This window comes from Lentzea albidocapillata subsp. violacea (genome assembly GCF_900100275.1).
GTDB classification, from domain to species: domain Bacteria; phylum Actinomycetota; class Actinomycetes; order Mycobacteriales; family Pseudonocardiaceae; genus Lentzea; species Lentzea violacea.
Map to the genome: position 1 here is coordinate 262288 of NZ_FNET01000001.1, position 15922 is coordinate 278209.

Below are 15922 nucleotides of genomic sequence, written 5' to 3' on the forward strand. Positions count from 1 at the left end.
GAGGACAGGAGTTCGGACGAATCTGGGAGCGCTCCCAGATCGGGACTGTAACGGTCACGAAAGCGCTGCGACAGAGGCGTTTCCGCGTTCGACGTCGATTCGACGGACCGTCTGTCCGCCTCGATCGCGGCTGGCTACAGTCCGGCCACCTGGGAACGCTCCCAGATTCGGGAGGTGTGTCATGACCGGAAGGCGCGGCTTCGCGCTCACGGCGGCTTTCGTCTCGGTGGCCGCGAGCATCGGTCTGGCGGTCGCGGCTCCTGCCGCGGCGGCGCCGGGCTGCAAGGTCGACTACGCGGTGCCGAGTCAGTGGAACGGCGGATTCACCGCGAACGTGTCCGTCACGAACCTCGGCGAGCGCGTCGACGGCTGGCGCCTGACCTGGACGTGGCCGTCCGGCCAGCGGGTGACCCAGGCCTGGAACGCCACCGTCACGTCGTCCGGCGCCGACACCACCGCCGTCAACGCCGGCTACAACGCGGTGATCGAGCCGAACGCCTCGGTGTCCTTCGGCTTCAACGGCAGCTGGTCCGGCACCAACACGGCACCGCAGTCGTTCGCCCTCAACGGGGTCACGTGCACCGGCGAACCAGGCACACCCCCGACCACGACGACCACGACGACGACCACCACCGGGAACCCGGTGCCGGGCGACGCGATGGCGCAGGTGGCGGCGATGCAGCCGGGGTGGAACCTCGGCAACACGCTGGACTCCACCGGGAGCGACGAGACGTCCTGGGGCAACCCGCGTGTCACGGAAGCCCTGCTGGACAACGTGAAGGCGCAGGGCTTCAAGAGCATCCGCATCCCCGTCACGTGGGGCCAGCACCAAAGCCAGGACCACGTGATCGAGGCGGCGTACCTGAACCGTGTCAAGGAGGTCGTCGGCTGGGCGCTGGCGGACGGCTTCCACGTGATGATCAACATTCACCACGACTCGTGGCAGTGGATCTCGGCCATGCCGTCGAACCGGACCGGCGTGCTCACCCGCTACAACGCGATCTGGACGCAGCTGGCCACCGCCTTCCGGGACTCGCCGGGCAAGCTCGTGTTCGAGAGCGTGAACGAGCCGCAGTTCACCGGCAGCTCGGGTGACGCCCAGAACGCACAGCTGCTGCACGAGCTGAACTCGTCCTTCCGCGACATCGTGCGGCGCTCCGGCGGCAACAACGCGAACCGCCTCCTGGTGCTGCCCACCCTGCACACCTCGTCCGACCAGGCCCGCCTCGACGAGCTGGCGACGTCGATCAGCGGCTTCGGCGACGCGAACCTGGTCGCGACCGTGCACTACTACGGCTACTGGCCGTTCAGCGTGAACGTGGCCGGTGGGACGCGGTACGACGCGACCGCGCAGAAGGACCTGACCGACTCGTTCGACCGGGTGTACAACACCTTCGTCGCGCGCGGCGTGCCGGTGATCCTCGGCGAGTACGGACTGCTCGGCTTCGACCGCCACACCGGCACGATCGAACAGGGCGAGAAGCTGAAGTTCTTCGAGCACTTCGGTTACTACGCGCGCACCAAGAAGATCACCACGATGCTGTGGGACAACGGCCAGCATCTCGGCCGCACGTCCTTCCAGTGGAGCGACCCCGAACTGGCCGCGCAGATCAGGTCGAGCTGGACCACCCGCTCCGGCACGGCGTCGTCCGACCAGGTGTTCAGTGCCCGGTCGAGCGCCGTCACCGCCAAGACGATCACGTTGAACACCAACGGAACCACGTTCACCGGCCTGCGTCAGGGCACGGCGGAACTGGTGCGGGGCACCGACTACACGACCTCGGGCGACCAGCTCACCCTGACCGCCGCGGCGATGACCAGGCTGAGCGGATCACGCGGGTACGGCACGAACGCCGTGCTCACGGCCCACTTCTCGGCGGGCGTGCCGTGGCGGGTCAACCTGATCACCCACGACACGCCCGTGCTGTCCGCCGCGACCGGCACCACCGGTTCGTTCGCGATCCCGACGACCTTCCGCGGTGACCTGCTCGCCACGATGGAGGCGAAGTACGCCGACGGGTCGAACGCCGGACCGCACAACTGGACGTCCTTCAAGGAGTTCGACCGGACGTTCGCGCCGAACTACACCACCGGCGTGACGACGCTGACCCCGGAGTTCTTCGCCGAGGTCAACGACAACGCGCGGGTGACGCTGACGTTCCACTACTGGAGTGGCGCCACCGTCACCTACTACGTCACGAAGTCGGGCAGCTCGGTCACCGGGAGTCTGTGACCTTCAAACCGCGGCGCAACGCGTCCACCTCGTCGGCGAACATCCGGCGTGAGATCTCCGCGCTCTCGACGAGCGAGGAACCGTGGAACGTTGCGGGGTACAGGCGCAGCTCGGTCGGTACACCCGCGTGCGCGAGCCGTCGCGCGTACTCCACGCCCTCGTCGCGCAGCGGGTCGTACTGACAGGTCGTGACGAACGTGGGCGGGAGCCCGGACAGGTCGGTGGCACGGGCCGGGGCGGCGTACGGCGAGACGTCGTCGCCGCCCGGTTCGGTGCCCAGGTAGGCGGTCCAGCTGTAGATCGCGTTGGGGCGGTTCCACAGCGGGGTGTCGACGTAGTCCCGCATCGACTCGGTGTCGAGCCGGTCGTCGAGCTCGGGGATGCCGAGGAGCTGGAAGGCGAGCTCGGGTCCGCCGCGATCGCGCGCGAGCAGGACGGTTCCCGCGGTGAGCCCGCCACCCGCGCTCTCGCCGCCGATGCCGAGCCGCGCGGGATCGATGCCGAGCTCGTCGGCCTTGGCCGCCGTCCACTGCAGTGCCGCGTAGCAGTCCTCGACCGGCGCCGGGAACGGGTGCTCGGGAGCAAGCCGGTAGTCGACGGACACGACCACGATGTCCAGCTGGTCCACGAGCTTCAGCACGTGCGCCTCGAACATCTCGACGCTGCCGACGATGAACCCGCCACCGTGGATGTAGACCAGGCCGGGCACGGGGTTCTCGCGGCCGGCCCTGCCGTAGACGCGCACCCGCACGTCCGGGGCGCCGGAGGGACCGGGAACCGTCTCGTCGCGGACGTCGATCGGGTTGGCCGGCTCGTACGCCGGGACGAGGTTCGCCAGCTCCGACTGCTGGGTGCGGGCGGCGACCAGTGCCGCGTGGTCGGTCAGGGTCACCTGCGGCAGCATGTCGAGCCAGGGCAGCAGTTCGGGATCCAGGTCGTAGCTCATGGGATCAATCCTCGGCTCGGAACGGCGGTGCGGGCAGCCGACACGTGGCGGGCGATTCGGCCACTCGGCCAGCCACCTGTCGGGGCTATGGTGGCGGGATGAAGGGCCTGCTGCTGAGGTTGTCCGGGCTGGACGCCGACGCCGAGAGCGCGGTGAAGGTGATCGGGTTCTTCGATCGCCTGATCACCGGGCGCGCGGGCCTGGACGCGTTGGTGCGCAGCACCTCCGAACTCGCCGGGTGCCCGGTCGGCCTGCACGCCCCCGGCCAGGGCCTCCTGCTGTGCGCCGATGCCGGAGGTGCCGTCACGGCAGGCCCGCTGCCCGCGAAGGCCTCAGTTCGCGCGCTCGAAGGCGGCGTGGAGGTCTGGATCGCCCGGCAGGGCGCGCCCGCGCCGCTGGACGACATGCTGCTGGAACGGTTCGCGATCGCCGCCGCCGTGCTGCTCGAGCACTCCAGCGTGCCCCTGCCGGAACTGGGCGATCCGGCGCTGATCGAGCTCGTCCTGTCCGACGGCGCCGGTACGGCGGAACGTTCCCGCGCGCTGCACCTGCTCGGCATCGCCGCCACAGCGCCGTTGCGCGTGCTGGCGGCCACCACGGAGGTTCCCGGCCGGTCGGTGCTGCTGGGCACGGTGCGTGCGGTGCTGACCACCGAGGTCCTGGAGACGGCCGGACGGCTCGGTGTCGGCCCGGCGCTGCCCGCGATCGACGCGGCCAGGTCCTGGCAGGCCGCGCGGACGGCGTTGCGGTACACATCGGACGGTGAGCCGGTGGTGTGGTGGGAAAGGCTTGGCGGCCTTGCGCTTCTGGCCGAGCAGGTCGGCCTCGCGGACATCGGGGCGCTACCCGACGTGCGCGCGCTCGACCGGCTGGCCGCGGAGCCGGGCATGATCACGATGCTGGACGCGTTGTGCGCCACGGGTTCGGTGCGCAAGGCCGCGGCGGCGTTGCACCGGCACCACAGCACGATGCCCGCACGGCTCGCCCGCGCCGAGTCGGTGCTCGGGTTCGAGCTCGACTCGGCGGGCGGCCGGTTCCGGCTGCACCTGGCGTTGATGCTGCGGCGGCTGCGGGAGAACGCCGCCGACTAGTGCCTGTTCGCTGACAGGGGCGCGCCACAGCCCGGATGTCGTGGCGTTCGGCCCGCACGTCGGTGTCGAGCGCGGTGGCGGTGCTCACGCAGGTGGGCGGGCGCCGCGACCGCGCTGCTGGGAATCGTGGTCGCGGCGTTCATCCCCTCGGCACGTCCGGTCAGCTGAAGAACCGCGTGATCTCGCGGGCGACGGTGTCCGGCTGCTCCTCGGCGAGCCAGTGGCCGGACCCGTCGACGCGCACGACCTCGAACTGGTTCGCGACGTTCGGCAACGCGCCCAGGAACTGGTCGTAGGACGAGATCGAGGCCAGGCCGAGCACCGGCGGGGTCAGCTTGGCGTAGGTCCTGCCGTCCGCGATGTCCTGGTGGAACGCCTGGTACCAGCCGTTGCTCGCGCGGATGGCCTCCGGCGAGTTGTAGTTCTGCGCGTAGATCCGCCGCGACCGCTCGTCGATGGCGGACGGCGTGAACGCGGTGTTCGCGAACAGCCAGTCGAGCAGATACCGGAACCGGCCGGCCAGCAGCTGCTCGGGCAGGCCCATGACCTGGTTGAACGCGAACCACCACAGGCTGAATCCGCCCGGCGGGGGCAGCAGCGGGATCTGGTAGAAGCTCTCGTCGGGGTGCAGCACGTCCATGAACGCGACCTTCTTCGTCGCGGCGGGGAAGTTGGCCGCGAAGGAGAACGCGACCATGCTGCCCAGGTCGTGCCCGACGACGTTGACCTGGTCGTACCCGAGCTTCCTGACCAGCTCGTGGATGTCGGTCGCCATCGTCTTCTTGTCGAACCCGCCCTGCGGCTTTTCTGAACCGCCCTGGCCGCGCATGTCCACCGCGATGACGCGGAACTTCGTCGCGAGCGCTGGCATGACCTTGTGGTACAGCCACCAGGTCTGCGGCCACCCCGGCAGCAGGAGCAGCGGCTCGCCCCGCCCGCCGGTGACGTAGTGCAGGCGTACCCCGTTGACCTGCGCGTAGTTGTGTTTGAAGCCGGGGAGGTTCGGCTCGGGTGCCGTCCTTCCGGCGTCGGCACCGGCGGTCCCCGCGCCTGCGGCGAGCGCGGCGCCCGCACCCAGCGCGAACACCCTGCGCCTGTTCAGTTCCATGTCCCTTGCCCCCATCCGTTGCTCGGCGCGGACATCCGAACAAGCGGCGCTCGAGCACGGGTGGAGGTCGGGGTGTCAGCCCAGTTCGGCGGAGTCGGTGAGCCGCAGCTTGCGCCGGGCCCGCTGGTAGAACGTCGTCATCCCGAGCCGCACCACCCAGGCGGCACCGGCACGGCCGCGCAACGACACCCGCTGACCCGGCTCGACGTAGCCCGCGACCATGCCGTCCACCTCCACGGCCAGGCGGCCGCTGGACGGCAGCAGGTCGAGGTCGACCTCGTCGTTGACCGACAGCACCACGCCCCGGCTGTAGGCGGAGTGCGGGGCGGCCGGGGTGACGAGCAACGCCTCGACGGACGGGCTGGTGATCGGGCCGCCCGCGGAGAAGCTGTAGGCGGTGGAACCGGTCGGGGTGGCGACGATGACGGCGTCGGCGGCGTAGCTGACGAACGGCTGGCCGGCCACCCGGACGGCGACGCGGGCGTTGCCCTCGCCGGGGATGCGGACCACGGCGACGTCGTTGAACGCGGTGACCTTCTGGTCGTTGAAGCGCGCGTCGACGGCGAGGCGGGGTTCGACGGTGAACTCGTGGGCGTCGATGGCGCTCAGGGCGGCGGGCAGGTCCGGGACGTCGACCTCGGCCAGGAAGCCGAGTTTGCCCAGGTTGACTCCGAGGACAGGAGCCTTTTCGCCGTCGGCCATGCGCATGGCGCGCAGCATCGTGCCGTCGCCGCCGAGGCTCACCAGCAGGTCGGCGCGGTGACCCAGTTCCTCGGCCGAGACCGGGGTCGCCGCGCAGCGCAGGCGCTGGATCTCGTCGGAGATGCCGAGGATCTCGACACCGCGCTTGGTCGCCCAGCCGAGGATGGCCTCGACGGCGGCGGCGGAGTCTCGTCGAGGGTGCAGCACCAGACCGGCGGCGTGCACGTCAGATCGTCCTCTGTCGGGTCACGGCACCAGTCTGCCGAATTCCCGCGCGCCGTGCGCCCCTCGTCCGAACGGCTGATGTTTACGCCTCTGAATCGTTCGTTCGGCGGGCGGGCGTGGCCTGGAGGAGGAGTCCTAGGTGGACGCGCGTTCCTAGGTTGGCTGCATGACCATCCTGCTAGCCGATCCGATCGTGCGCGCCATCCGCGTGCTCGACAACGGGGATCCTTTGGTGCCACTGGACCACGCGCCAGGCGTGCTGGTGCGCGAAGGGCTCGCGCGGCGCCTCGACGTGGCTCGCGCGCTGCTTCCGTCCGGTGTGGACCTGCGGGTGATCGAGGGGCACCGCACCATCGCCGACCAGAGCGCGATCATCGAGCGGTACACGGCCGAGTTGCGTGAGCTCCACCCCACCGCGGACGCGGTCGAACTGGACCGGTTGTCCAGCCGGTTCGTGGCACCACTGGCCGTCGCGCCGCACGTCGCGGGCGCGGCCGTGGACCTGACGCTGGTCACGACGTCGGGTGCGGAGCTGTGGATGGGCACCGAGGTCGACGCCACGCCCGAGGAGAGCGACGGCGCGTGCTTCTTCGGCGCGCCGGTCGACGAAGAGGCTCGCCGCAACCGAACGGTGCTGGCCGACGCGCTGGGTGGCGCCGGTCTGGTCAACTACCCGACCGAGTGGTGGCACTGGTCCTACGGCGACCGCTACTGGGCCTTGCTGACCGGCGCCGGCCAGGCCGTCTACGGACCGGTGGAGGTGCCTGCGTGGGCGCGCGCGTGACGAGCCTGCGCCAGGGGGCCTCGGAGCCGACGTTGCAGGTCGACCTCACGGCGGTGGCGGACAACACGAGACGGTTCGTCTCGTGGGCCCGTGGCGCTGTCATGGCGGTGGTGAAGGCCGACGGGTTCGGGCACGGCCTCGGCGACGTCGCCCGCACCGCGGTGGCGGCGGGGGCCACCTGGATCGGGGTCACCTCGCTGGCGGAGGGCGTGCGGGTGCGGGAGTCCGGTGTGGACGTTCCGGTGCTCAGCTGGCTCAACCCGGTCGACGTGGACGTGCGCACGGCCGTCCGGTGCGGGATCGACCTGAGCGTGCCGAGCCTGGAGCACCTCGCCGCGATCGAGGGCGGGGTGCGGGTGCACCTCCAGCTGGACACTGGGATGGCGCGGGACGGGGCCGCGCCGGAGTCCTGGCTGTCGCTGATGTCGGCGGCACGTCGTGCGGAACTGGCCGGGAGGGTCTCGGTCGTCGGAGTGATGGGACATCTGCCTTGTGCCGACACGCCTGGAGCGAATGAGTACGGCAAGCGGGCGCTGCTGCGGGGGGTCGAGATGGCGCGCCAGGCTGGGCTGCGGCCGTCGGTACGGCACCTGGCGGCCACGAGCGCCGCGCTGACCGACCCCGGCACCCACCTCGACGTCGTCCGGATCGGGGCCGGGCTGGTGGGGATCGACCCGTCCGGGACCACCCGGCTGCGCTCCGCCCTGCGGTTCACCGCGCCGGTGGTCCAGGTGCGGCGGGTCGCCGCGGGGACCGGGGTCGGGTACGGGCACGCGCACGTCACCGACCGGGCGACGACGCTGGCGTTGCTGCCGGTCGGGTATGCGGACGGCCTGCCGCGCAGCGCGTCGGCTCGGGCCGAGGTGTGGCTGGCCGGACGTCGCCGCCCGGTCGCCGGGGTGATCTCGATGGACCAGGTCGTGGTCGACGTCGGGGACGACGAGGTGGTGCCGGGTGACGAGGCGGTGGTGTTCGGGCCGGGGGACGGCGAGCCGGCGGTGGCGGACTGGGCTCGGTGGGCGGGGACGATCCCGCACGAGATCGTGACGGGCATTGGGGCGAGGGTGCGGAGGAACGTTCGATGAGGGGGATCCGCGTAGCCGTGATCGGCGGCGGGCAGAACTGCGAGCACGACGTCTCGGTGGCGTCGGCGAGGTCGGTCCGTGAGGCGCTCGACCCGGCGAAGTACGAGGCCGTGGCGCTCACGATCGGCCGCGACGGCCGGTGGCACGGGCAGGACGGCCAGGTGCTCGACACGCTGACGTCCGGCAGCCTCGCCGCCGCGCTCGACGTGCTGGCCAGCTGTGACGTGGTGTTGCCGCTGGTCCACGGGCCGCTGGGGGAGGACGGCACCCTGGCGGGCCTCTGTGAACTGGCCGGTGTGCCGTACGTGGGCTCGCCGCTGCGGGCCGGCGCGCTCGCGATGGACAAGTGGGCCACCAAGCTCGTCGCCGAGGCGGTCGGGGTCCGCACGGCGAAAGGTGTTCTGGTCACCAATGCGTCCACTGTGGACTTCACCGGTCCGGTCGTGGTGAAGCCGGTGGCGGCGGGGTCGAGTTTCGGGGTGAGGCTCGTCGAGCGCGAGGAAGACCTCGAACCCGCCGTGCTCCAGGCGCTGGAACTGGACGACCGCGTGCTGGTCGAGGAGGTCCTGGACGGCCGGGAGATCGACATCGCGGTCCTCGACGACCCGGAGGAGGGCCGCCGGACCGGGCCGCCGCTGGAGATCAGGGTTCCGGGCCTCTTCGACACGACCGTGAAGTACGACGGCAGCGCCCGGTTCGTGATCCCGGCACCGCTGGCGGACACCGAGCACAAGGCACTGGAAGACGCGGCGCTCAAGGTCTACGAGGCGCTCGGCTGCCGTGGGCTCGCACGGGTCGACTTCTTCCTCACCGGGGACGGGTTCGTGCTCAACGAGGTCAACACCATGCCGGGCATGACGGCGGAGTCGCAGGTGCCCAAGATGTTCGCGGCCGCCGGAGTGTCCTATCCGGACCTGCTGGACAAGCTCGTCCGCGGAGCGATGCGGTGAGGCGTATCGCCGGACTGGACGTGTTGCGCGGCATCGCGATTCTCCTCGTGATGCTGCGCCATGCGTTCCCTGAGGTGTTCCCCGGTGCGGGCGTCGTCGGCGTGGTCGTGTTCTTCACGCTGAGCGGCTACCTGATCACCGGTGTCCTGCAGAGGGAGCTCACGAACACCGGGCGCGTCGACTTCAAGCGGTTCTACCTGCGCCGGGCGCGCAGGCTGCTGCCCGCGTTGATAGCGCTCACATTGATCTTCGCCGTCGTGACGCTCGTGTTCGACCCGCTGGGGGAGCGGGACAAGCTGCTCAGGACCGTGATCGTGCTGGTCACGTTCACCGGCAACCTGCCGATCAGCGGCGTGAGCCCGGCGGCGTTCCACGGCTGGACGCTCGCGACCGAGGAGCAGTTCTACCTGCTGTGGCCCGCGTTGCTGGCGTTCGCCTGGGTGCGCAACCGGACCGGCGCGGTTCTCGTCGTCACGGCGCTGGGCGCGCTCGCGGCCTGCACGGCGACGCTCGTCTGGCTGTGGCCGAACGCCGACAACGCCTACGCGCTGCCGACGTCGTGGTTCGTGTGCTTCGTGATCGGCGCCGCGACCAGGCTCAGGCTGACCACCGCGCCGCGCTGGGCCGTGCCCGTCGCCCTGACCGGGCTGGCGGTGCTCTCGGTGGCGCCTCTCCGGGGCCACGCGCTGACCTACCTCGTGGCGGGCCCGGCGATCGCGGCCTGCACGGCGGTGCTGTTGCTGGTCTGGTCGAAGTGGGAGCGGGTGGCGACGCCGATCCGGCCGCTGGTGGCGCTGGGCGTCCTGTCCTACGGCGCCTACCTGTGGAACTACCCGCTCACGCTGTGGCTGCGCCCGGAACTGGGCGCCGCCGCCGGGCCGGTCGCGGCGGTGCTCACGATCGTGGCGGCGGCGCTCAGTTGGCGTTACGTCGAGGAACCGGTCATGCGGCGAGGTGAGCGTTCACTCAGCGGCAGAAGTCGGTGATCGTGCCGGTCAGGACCTCGGTCAGCCGGTCGAGGGAGGCCAGGTCGACGTACTCGGTGGCCGCGTGCGCACCCGCGCCGTCGACGCCGAACAGCAGGCAGGGGATGCCGGCGCGGTCCAGCAGGGCGCAGTCGGTCCAGAACGGCTCCGCGCGGATGATCGGCGGCTCGCCGAGGTTCGCGATGAGCGTGCGGACGATCTCCGCGTCGCGATCGGCTTCGAAGGGTTCCCTGGCGAGGCCTCGCGTGAGCTTGGCCTTGAAGTCCGGGACCGTCGCGGTGAGGTGGTCGAGGATCGTGCGCAGTTCGTCCTCGGTCTGCTGCGGGGATTCTCCCGGGACCGTGCGGCGTTCGAGGGTGATCCGGCAGGCCGACGGGTAGGTCGAGGCCTCCTCGCCGCCGCTGATCAACGACGCGTGGACCGTGCCGGTGCCGAGCAGGGGGTGTCCCGGGCCTTCGCGGAGGTCCTGGCCCAGTCGTTCCAGCGCCACGAGGAAGTGGCCTGCCTTGGTGATGGCGTCGATGCCGAGTTCCGGGCGCGAGCCGTGGGCGGCCCTGCCTTCGACCTCGACGTCGAACCAGACGAAACCCTTGTGCGCCAGGGTGACTTCGAGGTGGCTGGGTTCGGTGACGATGGCGGCGTCGGCGGTGAAGTGTTCGAGCACCTCTTCCGTGCCGAAGCTGCCGTGTTCCTCGTCGGCCACGCAGGCGACGATGACGTCGCCGCGCATCGGGCGTTCGGTGGCTCTGGCCGCGGCGACCATCATGGCCGCGATGCCGCCCTTCATGTCGAACGTGCCGCGGCCGAACATCCTGCCGTCCTTGGTTTCCGGTGTGAGGGGGTCGCCGTCGTAGCCCGCGAGGCCGACCGTGTCAACGTGGCCGTTGAGCATCAACGACTTCCCGCCGCCGGTGCCCTTCCTGACGGCCACGAGCGACGGCCTGCCCGGCCGTCGCTCCAGGCGGTGGACCTCGAAGTCGTGGGCGCGGAACCAGGTGGCGATGAAGCCGGCGATCTCGTGCTCGCCGTTGCCGCCGGGGACGAGGTCGGGGTTGACCGAGTCGATGGAGACCAGTCGGGCCAGCAGGTCACGTGGGTTCACGGGCGTCCTTCGGTGCTGATGAGTACGACGGTGTCGAGGTGGCCGAACTCGTCACGCATGGCGCGCAGTCCGGCGAGAGGAGCGGCGCCGCACGGTCCGGAGTGGACGTTCTGCGCGTGGAGGTCCTGCATCGCTTTGGCGCATTCGGCTTCGGAGATGGTCACGGCAGCGTCCAGACCGTTGTACAGATACGGCCAGGAGGTGGTGGACGGTGTGCCGCAGTTCAGTCCGGCCATGATCGTGTCGCCGGTGGGCACGGTCCTCAGCTCGCCCGCTTTCAGGCTTTCGAGGACGCAGGCGGCGCTGTCCGGTTCGACGGCGAGGAGCCTCGTGCGCGACTCGCGGCCGCGGTAGTGGGTGATCACGGCCTGCGCGAACGAGCCGACGCCGACCGGGACCACGACCAGGTCGGGTTCCCGGTCGAGCTGCTCGTCGACCTCGTGGCAGAGCGTGCCGTACCCCTCGACGATCCAGCCGGGGACCTCCTCGTAGCCGGGCCGGCCCATGTCCTGCACGAGGATCCCGTCCGCTTCGGCGGCTGCGGCGACCGCGTCGTCGTACGTGCCTTCGACCACCGTGACCTGGGCGTTCTCGGCCCGGATGGCCTCGATCGCCGGTTCGGGCACGGTGTGCGGCACGAAGACGTGGGCGAGCCGGCCACGCAGCCGGGCCATCCGAGCGACCGCCCTGCCGTGGTTGCCGTCGGTCGCGGTGGTGAGCGTGACCTGGCCCGGATGCCGCTCGAGAACGCGGTGAACGGCCCAGGACGCGCCGAGAGCCTTGAAAGCGGGCAGGCCGAGCCGGGAGGATTCGTCCTTGACGAACAGATGGCCGATCCCGAGTTCCGCGGCGAGGGCCGGCAGTTCGGTCAGCGGAGTGGGCGCGTAGCCGGGCAGGCCGGCGTGGAAGTCCCGCGCCCCGGTGGGCGCGGGCGGGCATCGCCAGCTGCGGGCCTCTGGCCGCGAGAACTTCATGCGGACAGCGTGCGGGTGGTCCGGATCATCGGTCCAGCAGATGTTTTCGATCTGTACCGGTGGAAGAATCCGACGAGTTGCGGGGAGGAGGTGCTCCGGTGAGCGACGAGGAGCTGATCGTCGAGTTCGCGCTGGCCCGTCTCGACAACCCCGGGCTCGACCTGGAGGAGGTCGCCGCGCTCGTGGTGCGGCGGGTGGGGCCGGAGCGGATGGTCGAGTTCGCGGGGCAGACCCTGGTGCACCGCGACGAACTGCGGGGAGCGGTGTTCCCGGCGGCCGTCGAGCACGTGCTGCGGGTGGTGCTGACGTTGCGCGGACCGCGGGATTAGAGGCTGGACTCGGCCGGCCGCGACCGGCACACGGCGGCATGACCACGTCGCTGTCCGATGTGGAGCGGCGTTCGATCGAGCTCCACCGCGACTCGAGCAGGGCTCCAGGCACGACCGTCCATTTTTGTCGGTGGTGCCCGGTAACGTCCCCTCCATGAGTGCTGCTGGGGATCGGATTCAGGAGCTCGCCGGCCGGATCGTCGAGCTGCGTGACGCGTACTACCAGGGCGAACCGCTGGTGGCGGACGCGGAGTACGACGCGATCGAGGACGAGTTCCGTGCCCTGGTCGCGAAGCACCCGAAGCTCGCGCCGAAGGACAACCCGCTGGACCACGTGGGCGCGCCGTCGGTGCTGCACGCGCCGGTGCGGCACTCGCGGCCGATGCTGTCGCTGGAGAAGGCGAACAAGCCCGAGCAGGTCGAGTCGTTCTTCGCGCGGTTCCCCGGTCAGCCCGTGGTGGTCATGCCGAAGCTCGACGGCCTGTCGCTGGCGCTGGTGTACGAGAACGGGCGCCTTGCGCGCGCGGTCACCCGTGGCGACGGCACGACGGGCGACGACGTCACGTTCCTCACGCGCGCGTTGTGCGACGGCGTGCCGGACAAGGTCGAGGCGCCGGGGCGGGTCGAGGTGCGCGGTGAGTGCGTGATGCTGCGCTCGACGTTCGACACGTACAACGCGGCGCATCCGGACAAGCCGTTGATCAACCCGCGCAACGCGGCCGCGGGCACGTTGCGCGCTAAAGATCCGAAGGCGGTCGAGGGCCGGCGCATGCAGTTCTTCGCGTTCGACCTGACGACCGAGCCGGAGAGTGCCGACTCCGACCTCGACGCGGGCCTGCGCAAGCTGGGGTTCAGCGTCGCGGAGATGAAGCACTGCACCACCGCGGCCGAGGCCCAGGAGCTGATCAGCGGCATCGAACAGGCCCGCAACACGCTCGACTACGACCTCGACGGTGCCGTGCTGCGCCTGGCGAACCGCGACGCGTTCGCCGCCGCGGGCACCCGTTCGTCGTCCCCGCGCGGCGCCATCGCGTACAAGTTCGCCGCCGAGGAGAAGACGACGGTGCTCAAGGACGTCGTGTGGGACGTGGGCAAGACCGGCAAGATCGCGCCCGTCGCGTGGCTCGAGCCTGTGTTCGTCGGCGGCACCACCGTCACCCGTGCGACGCTGGCCAACCAGGAGGTCATCCGCTCGCGCGGCATCAAGATCGGCGACACGGTTCTGGTCCGCCGCGCCGGCGACGTGATCCCGTTCGTCGCGGGCGTGCTCGACGAGTCGAAGCGCACCGGCTCCGAGCAGGAGATCGTCCCGCCCTCGGAGTGCCCGTCCTGCGCGCAACCGCTGACCGAGCAGGGCAACAGCCGCGAGCTGTTCTGCACGAACTCGGTCTGCCCGGCCCAGACCGTGCGCCGCCTGATCCACTGGTCGTCCCGCGCCGCCGCCGACATCGACGCCATCGGCCAGGTGTGGATCGAGCGCCTCGCCGAGACCGGCGACCTGGTGAACCCGTCCGACTTCTACACGCTCACCAAGGAACGCCTGCTGGAGTTCGACCGGGTGGGCGAGGTCTCCGCGACCCGCATGATCGAGTCCATCGACCGCAGCCGCTCCGTGGGCCTGCGCCGCGTGTTGATCGGCCTGTCGATCCCGATGGCCTCCGAAGGCACCGCGGCCCGCCTGTGCCGAGCAGGCTTCGGCTCCCTGGAAGCGGTGGCCGACGCGGGCGTCGAGAAACTCGTCGCCGTCGAGGACATCGGCCAGAAGGTCGCCGAGTCGATCAACTTCCACCTGGCCCGCCTGCGCCCGGAGATCGAACGCCTGCGGGACCGCGGCGTCTCCCTGGACGTGCGGGAAGAGGACCTGCCCCCGGTCGTGGTCGCCGGCGCACCCCTGGAAGGCAAGTCCGTCGTGATCACGGGCTCCATCAGCGACCCGCGCTCCGGCGAGAAGGTCACCCGCCCGACGTTCCAGAAGATGTGCGAACGAGCAGGCGCCACCGCCGCCTCCTCGGTCTCGGCCACCACCGACCTGCTCATCACGGGCGAGGGCGTCGGCGCCGGCAAGCTCACGAAGGCGGAGAAGCTCGGCGTCGAGGTGGTCGACCAGGGCGAGATCTGGGCGAAGCTGATCGCCGCCGGAGTCGCCTGACCCCGCAGACGCGGGAAGCCCCCACGCTGCCTGGGGGAGGACGGCAGCCTGGGGGCGAGTTGGGGTGGTCGGTGCGGCGGTCGCCTCTCGGCGGTGTGCTCGACGCGGTTCCGGCTGAACGGTGTTCCGCGAGGGCGTTTGTGTTGGGGCCCGGGGACTCGTTCCGCGCCGACCGTCTGGTGCAACGGTGTGGGGTTCCGTTGTGTTTCCTGGTGATCTGTGTGTTGGCTCACCGGGTGGTGTTGTGGTGTAAGGGGATTGCGGTGTGGGGAAGGCCCTCAAGTCGCCGAGGGGGTGTGCGGCTTGAGGGCGTGGTCTGTTGGTCGGTGCGGCGGTCGCCTCTCGGCGGTGTGCACGACGCGGCTCCGGCTGAACGGTATTCCGCGAAGGCGTTGTGTTGGGGCCCGGGGACTCGTTCCGCACCGACCATCCTGTACAACGGCGCGGGGTTCCGTTGTGTTCCAGGGGGATCTGTGTGGCCGGTCACCGTCCGCCACCCCGAAGGCCTTGCTGGACAAGAAGATCTAGTAAACCAGGTGGTCGGCGCGGCAGGAGAGATCCGCGCCGACCGGACGCCCTCGAGCCGTCCGTTGGGGGAGAGTGACGGCTCGAGGGCGAGCTTGGGGAGGCCGATGCGATCGGTCGCCTCTCGGCGAGTTGCTCGACGCGGTACCAGCCGTACGGTCTTCCGCGAAGGCGATGAGGTGAGGCCCGGGGGACACGGACCGCACCGACCAACACGTATAACGGCCGCGGTGCCCGGAGTGTTTCCGGAACGCGCTGTGGGGTCGCTCACCGCTGTACCAGGGCCCCGCGAAACCCTGGCCCCGCAGGGGTGACTCCCCGCTCTGACGGGTGATGACGCCGCCGCGGTTGGCCCCTGAGTGCTCGCAGGCCCGCTCAACTTCAGGCGGACTACTGGAGTCGAACTTCGCCGTGCCACCCTGGCCATCAACGAGTAGACCAACGCCGTCGCCTGCCTGTTCTCCGCCCTCGGCTGCGGCGAGGCAAGGCTCCCGGTCCACCCCGAGATCGCGAACGCCCTCACCGAGGCCGGCGGGCAGAACGGCTATGGTCCCGTGGCGGGCTCGCCGCGCGCACGAGAGGCCGCCGCACGTGTCGACGGGCTGGTCCGCGCCCCCCGCGGCCACATCGAACAGCTCGCCACGGCCCGGATACCTCGGCCGCCGCGACCTGCCCACCGACCCCGTGGAGCCGCCCTGGATCGCCGAGAGCCTCGTTGATCTCAGAGCCGTTC

The 15922-nt window shown here is 70.6% G+C and carries 13 protein-coding genes; 8 read left to right on the forward strand and 5 right to left on the reverse strand.

The genetic code is table 11. From position 1 onward, the window contains the following. Nucleotides 1-181 precede the first annotated feature (181 nt). A complete protein-coding gene (locus tag BLR21_RS00995; RefSeq protein ID WP_090003729.1) occupies nt 182-2233 on the forward strand; it encodes a cellulase family glycosylhydrolase in 2052 nt (683 codons plus the stop codon). Here the strand turns inward: BLR21_RS00995 and BLR21_RS01000 are convergent. Then, complete coding sequence (locus tag BLR21_RS01000) at nt 2217-3179, reverse strand: alpha/beta hydrolase (protein WP_090003730.1); 963 nt, start codon at nt 3177-3179, stop codon at nt 2217-2219. The genes BLR21_RS00995 and BLR21_RS01000 overlap by 17 nt on opposite strands. A gap of 98 nt (nt 3180-3277) precedes the next feature. On the opposite strand from BLR21_RS01000, the gene BLR21_RS01005 reads away from it, so the two are divergent. Further along, nucleotides 3278-4270: a helix-turn-helix domain-containing protein gene (locus tag BLR21_RS01005; protein ID WP_090003731.1), complete on the forward strand. Its 993-nt coding sequence runs from the start codon at nt 3278-3280 to the stop codon at nt 4268-4270. A gap of 160 nt (nt 4271-4430) precedes the next feature. On the opposite strand, the gene BLR21_RS01010 is transcribed toward BLR21_RS01005, so the two are convergent. Then, on the reverse strand, nt 4431-5378 hold the full coding sequence (locus tag BLR21_RS01010) for an alpha/beta fold hydrolase (protein WP_090003732.1): 948 nt from the start codon (nt 5376-5378) through the stop codon (nt 4431-4433). A 75-nt stretch (nt 5379-5453) separates the two neighbouring features. Next, nucleotides 5454-6305 carry an NAD(+)/NADH kinase gene (locus BLR21_RS01015; RefSeq protein ID WP_090003733.1) on the reverse strand — a complete coding sequence of 284 codons (852 nt, stop codon included), beginning with the start codon at nt 6303-6305 and terminating at the stop codon, nt 5454-5456. A gap of 166 nt (nt 6306-6471) precedes the next feature. On the opposite strand from BLR21_RS01015, the gene BLR21_RS01020 reads away from it, so the two are divergent. Genes BLR21_RS01020 through BLR21_RS01035 form a run of 4 tightly spaced genes read left to right on the forward strand, consistent with a single transcriptional unit; the run spans nt 6472 to nt 10110 of the window. Beyond that, on the forward strand, nt 6472-7089 hold the full coding sequence (locus tag BLR21_RS01020; RefSeq protein WP_090003734.1) for a M15 family metallopeptidase: 618 nt from the start codon (nt 6472-6474) through the stop codon (nt 7087-7089). Then, nucleotides 7074-8174, forward strand: coding sequence for an alanine racemase (gene alr, locus BLR21_RS01025; protein WP_176929395.1), 1101 nt, complete (start codon nt 7074-7076; stop codon nt 8172-8174). The genes BLR21_RS01020 and alr overlap by 16 nt, the downstream gene beginning before the upstream one ends. Beyond that, nucleotides 8171-9124 carry a D-alanine--D-alanine ligase family protein gene (locus BLR21_RS01030; protein WP_090003735.1) on the forward strand — a complete coding sequence of 318 codons (954 nt, stop codon included), beginning with the start codon at nt 8171-8173 and terminating at the stop codon, nt 9122-9124. The genes alr and BLR21_RS01030 overlap by 4 nt, the downstream gene beginning before the upstream one ends. Beyond that, nucleotides 9121-10110: an acyltransferase family protein gene (locus BLR21_RS01035; protein ID WP_143027566.1), complete on the forward strand. Its 990-nt coding sequence runs from the start codon at nt 9121-9123 to the stop codon at nt 10108-10110. Before BLR21_RS01030 ends, BLR21_RS01035 begins: the two co-directional genes overlap by 4 nt. Here BLR21_RS01035 and BLR21_RS01040 read toward each other — a convergent pair. After that, nucleotides 10091-11212, reverse strand: a complete 1122-nt coding sequence (locus tag BLR21_RS01040; RefSeq protein WP_090003736.1) for an ArgE/DapE family deacylase — start codon at nt 11210-11212, stop codon at nt 10091-10093. The genes BLR21_RS01035 and BLR21_RS01040 overlap by 20 nt on opposite strands. Beyond that, the gene (locus BLR21_RS01045) at nt 11209-12186 is read right to left on the reverse strand and encodes a pyridoxal-phosphate dependent enzyme (RefSeq protein ID WP_218130701.1); all 978 of its coding nucleotides are present in this window, start codon (nt 12184-12186) and stop codon (nt 11209-11211) included. Before BLR21_RS01045 ends, BLR21_RS01040 begins: the two co-directional genes overlap by 4 nt. A gap of 98 nt (nt 12187-12284) precedes the next feature. Between BLR21_RS01045 and BLR21_RS43090 the strand changes: the two genes are divergently transcribed. After that, the gene (locus tag BLR21_RS43090; protein ID WP_218130702.1) at nt 12285-12515 is read left to right on the forward strand and encodes a hypothetical protein; all 231 of its coding nucleotides are present in this window, start codon (nt 12285-12287) and stop codon (nt 12513-12515) included. Between the two features lie 154 nt (nt 12516-12669). After that, the gene (gene ligA, locus BLR21_RS01050) at nt 12670-14664 is read left to right on the forward strand and encodes an NAD-dependent DNA ligase LigA (RefSeq protein WP_090003737.1); all 1995 of its coding nucleotides are present in this window, start codon (nt 12670-12672) and stop codon (nt 14662-14664) included. Nucleotides 14665-15922: the final 1258 nt, after the last annotated feature.

Bases quoted from the DNA above. Each gene is read 5' to 3' on its own strand.
- BLR21_RS01045 (WP_218130701.1), bottom strand. From the start codon at position 12,186: ATGAAGTTCTCGCGGCCAGAGGCCCGCAGCTGGCGATGCCCGCCCGCG.
- BLR21_RS00995 (WP_090003729.1), top strand. From the start codon at position 182: ATGACCGGAAGGCGCGGCTTCGCGCTCACGGCGGCTTTCGTCTCGGTG.
- BLR21_RS01005 (WP_090003731.1), top strand. From the start codon at position 3,278: ATGAAGGGCCTGCTGCTGAGGTTGTCCGGGCTGGACGCCGACGCCGAG.
- BLR21_RS01010 (WP_090003732.1), bottom strand. From the start codon at position 5,378: ATGGAACTGAACAGGCGCAGGGTGTTCGCGCTGGGTGCGGGCGCCGCG.
- BLR21_RS01020 (WP_090003734.1), top strand. From the start codon at position 6,472: ATGACCATCCTGCTAGCCGATCCGATCGTGCGCGCCATCCGCGTGCTC.
- ligA (WP_090003737.1), top strand. From the start codon at position 12,670: ATGAGTGCTGCTGGGGATCGGATTCAGGAGCTCGCCGGCCGGATCGTC.
- BLR21_RS01030 (WP_090003735.1), top strand. From the start codon at position 8,171: ATGAGGGGGATCCGCGTAGCCGTGATCGGCGGCGGGCAGAACTGCGAG.
- BLR21_RS01000 (WP_090003730.1), bottom strand. From the start codon at position 3,179: ATGAGCTACGACCTGGATCCCGAACTGCTGCCCTGGCTCGACATGCTG.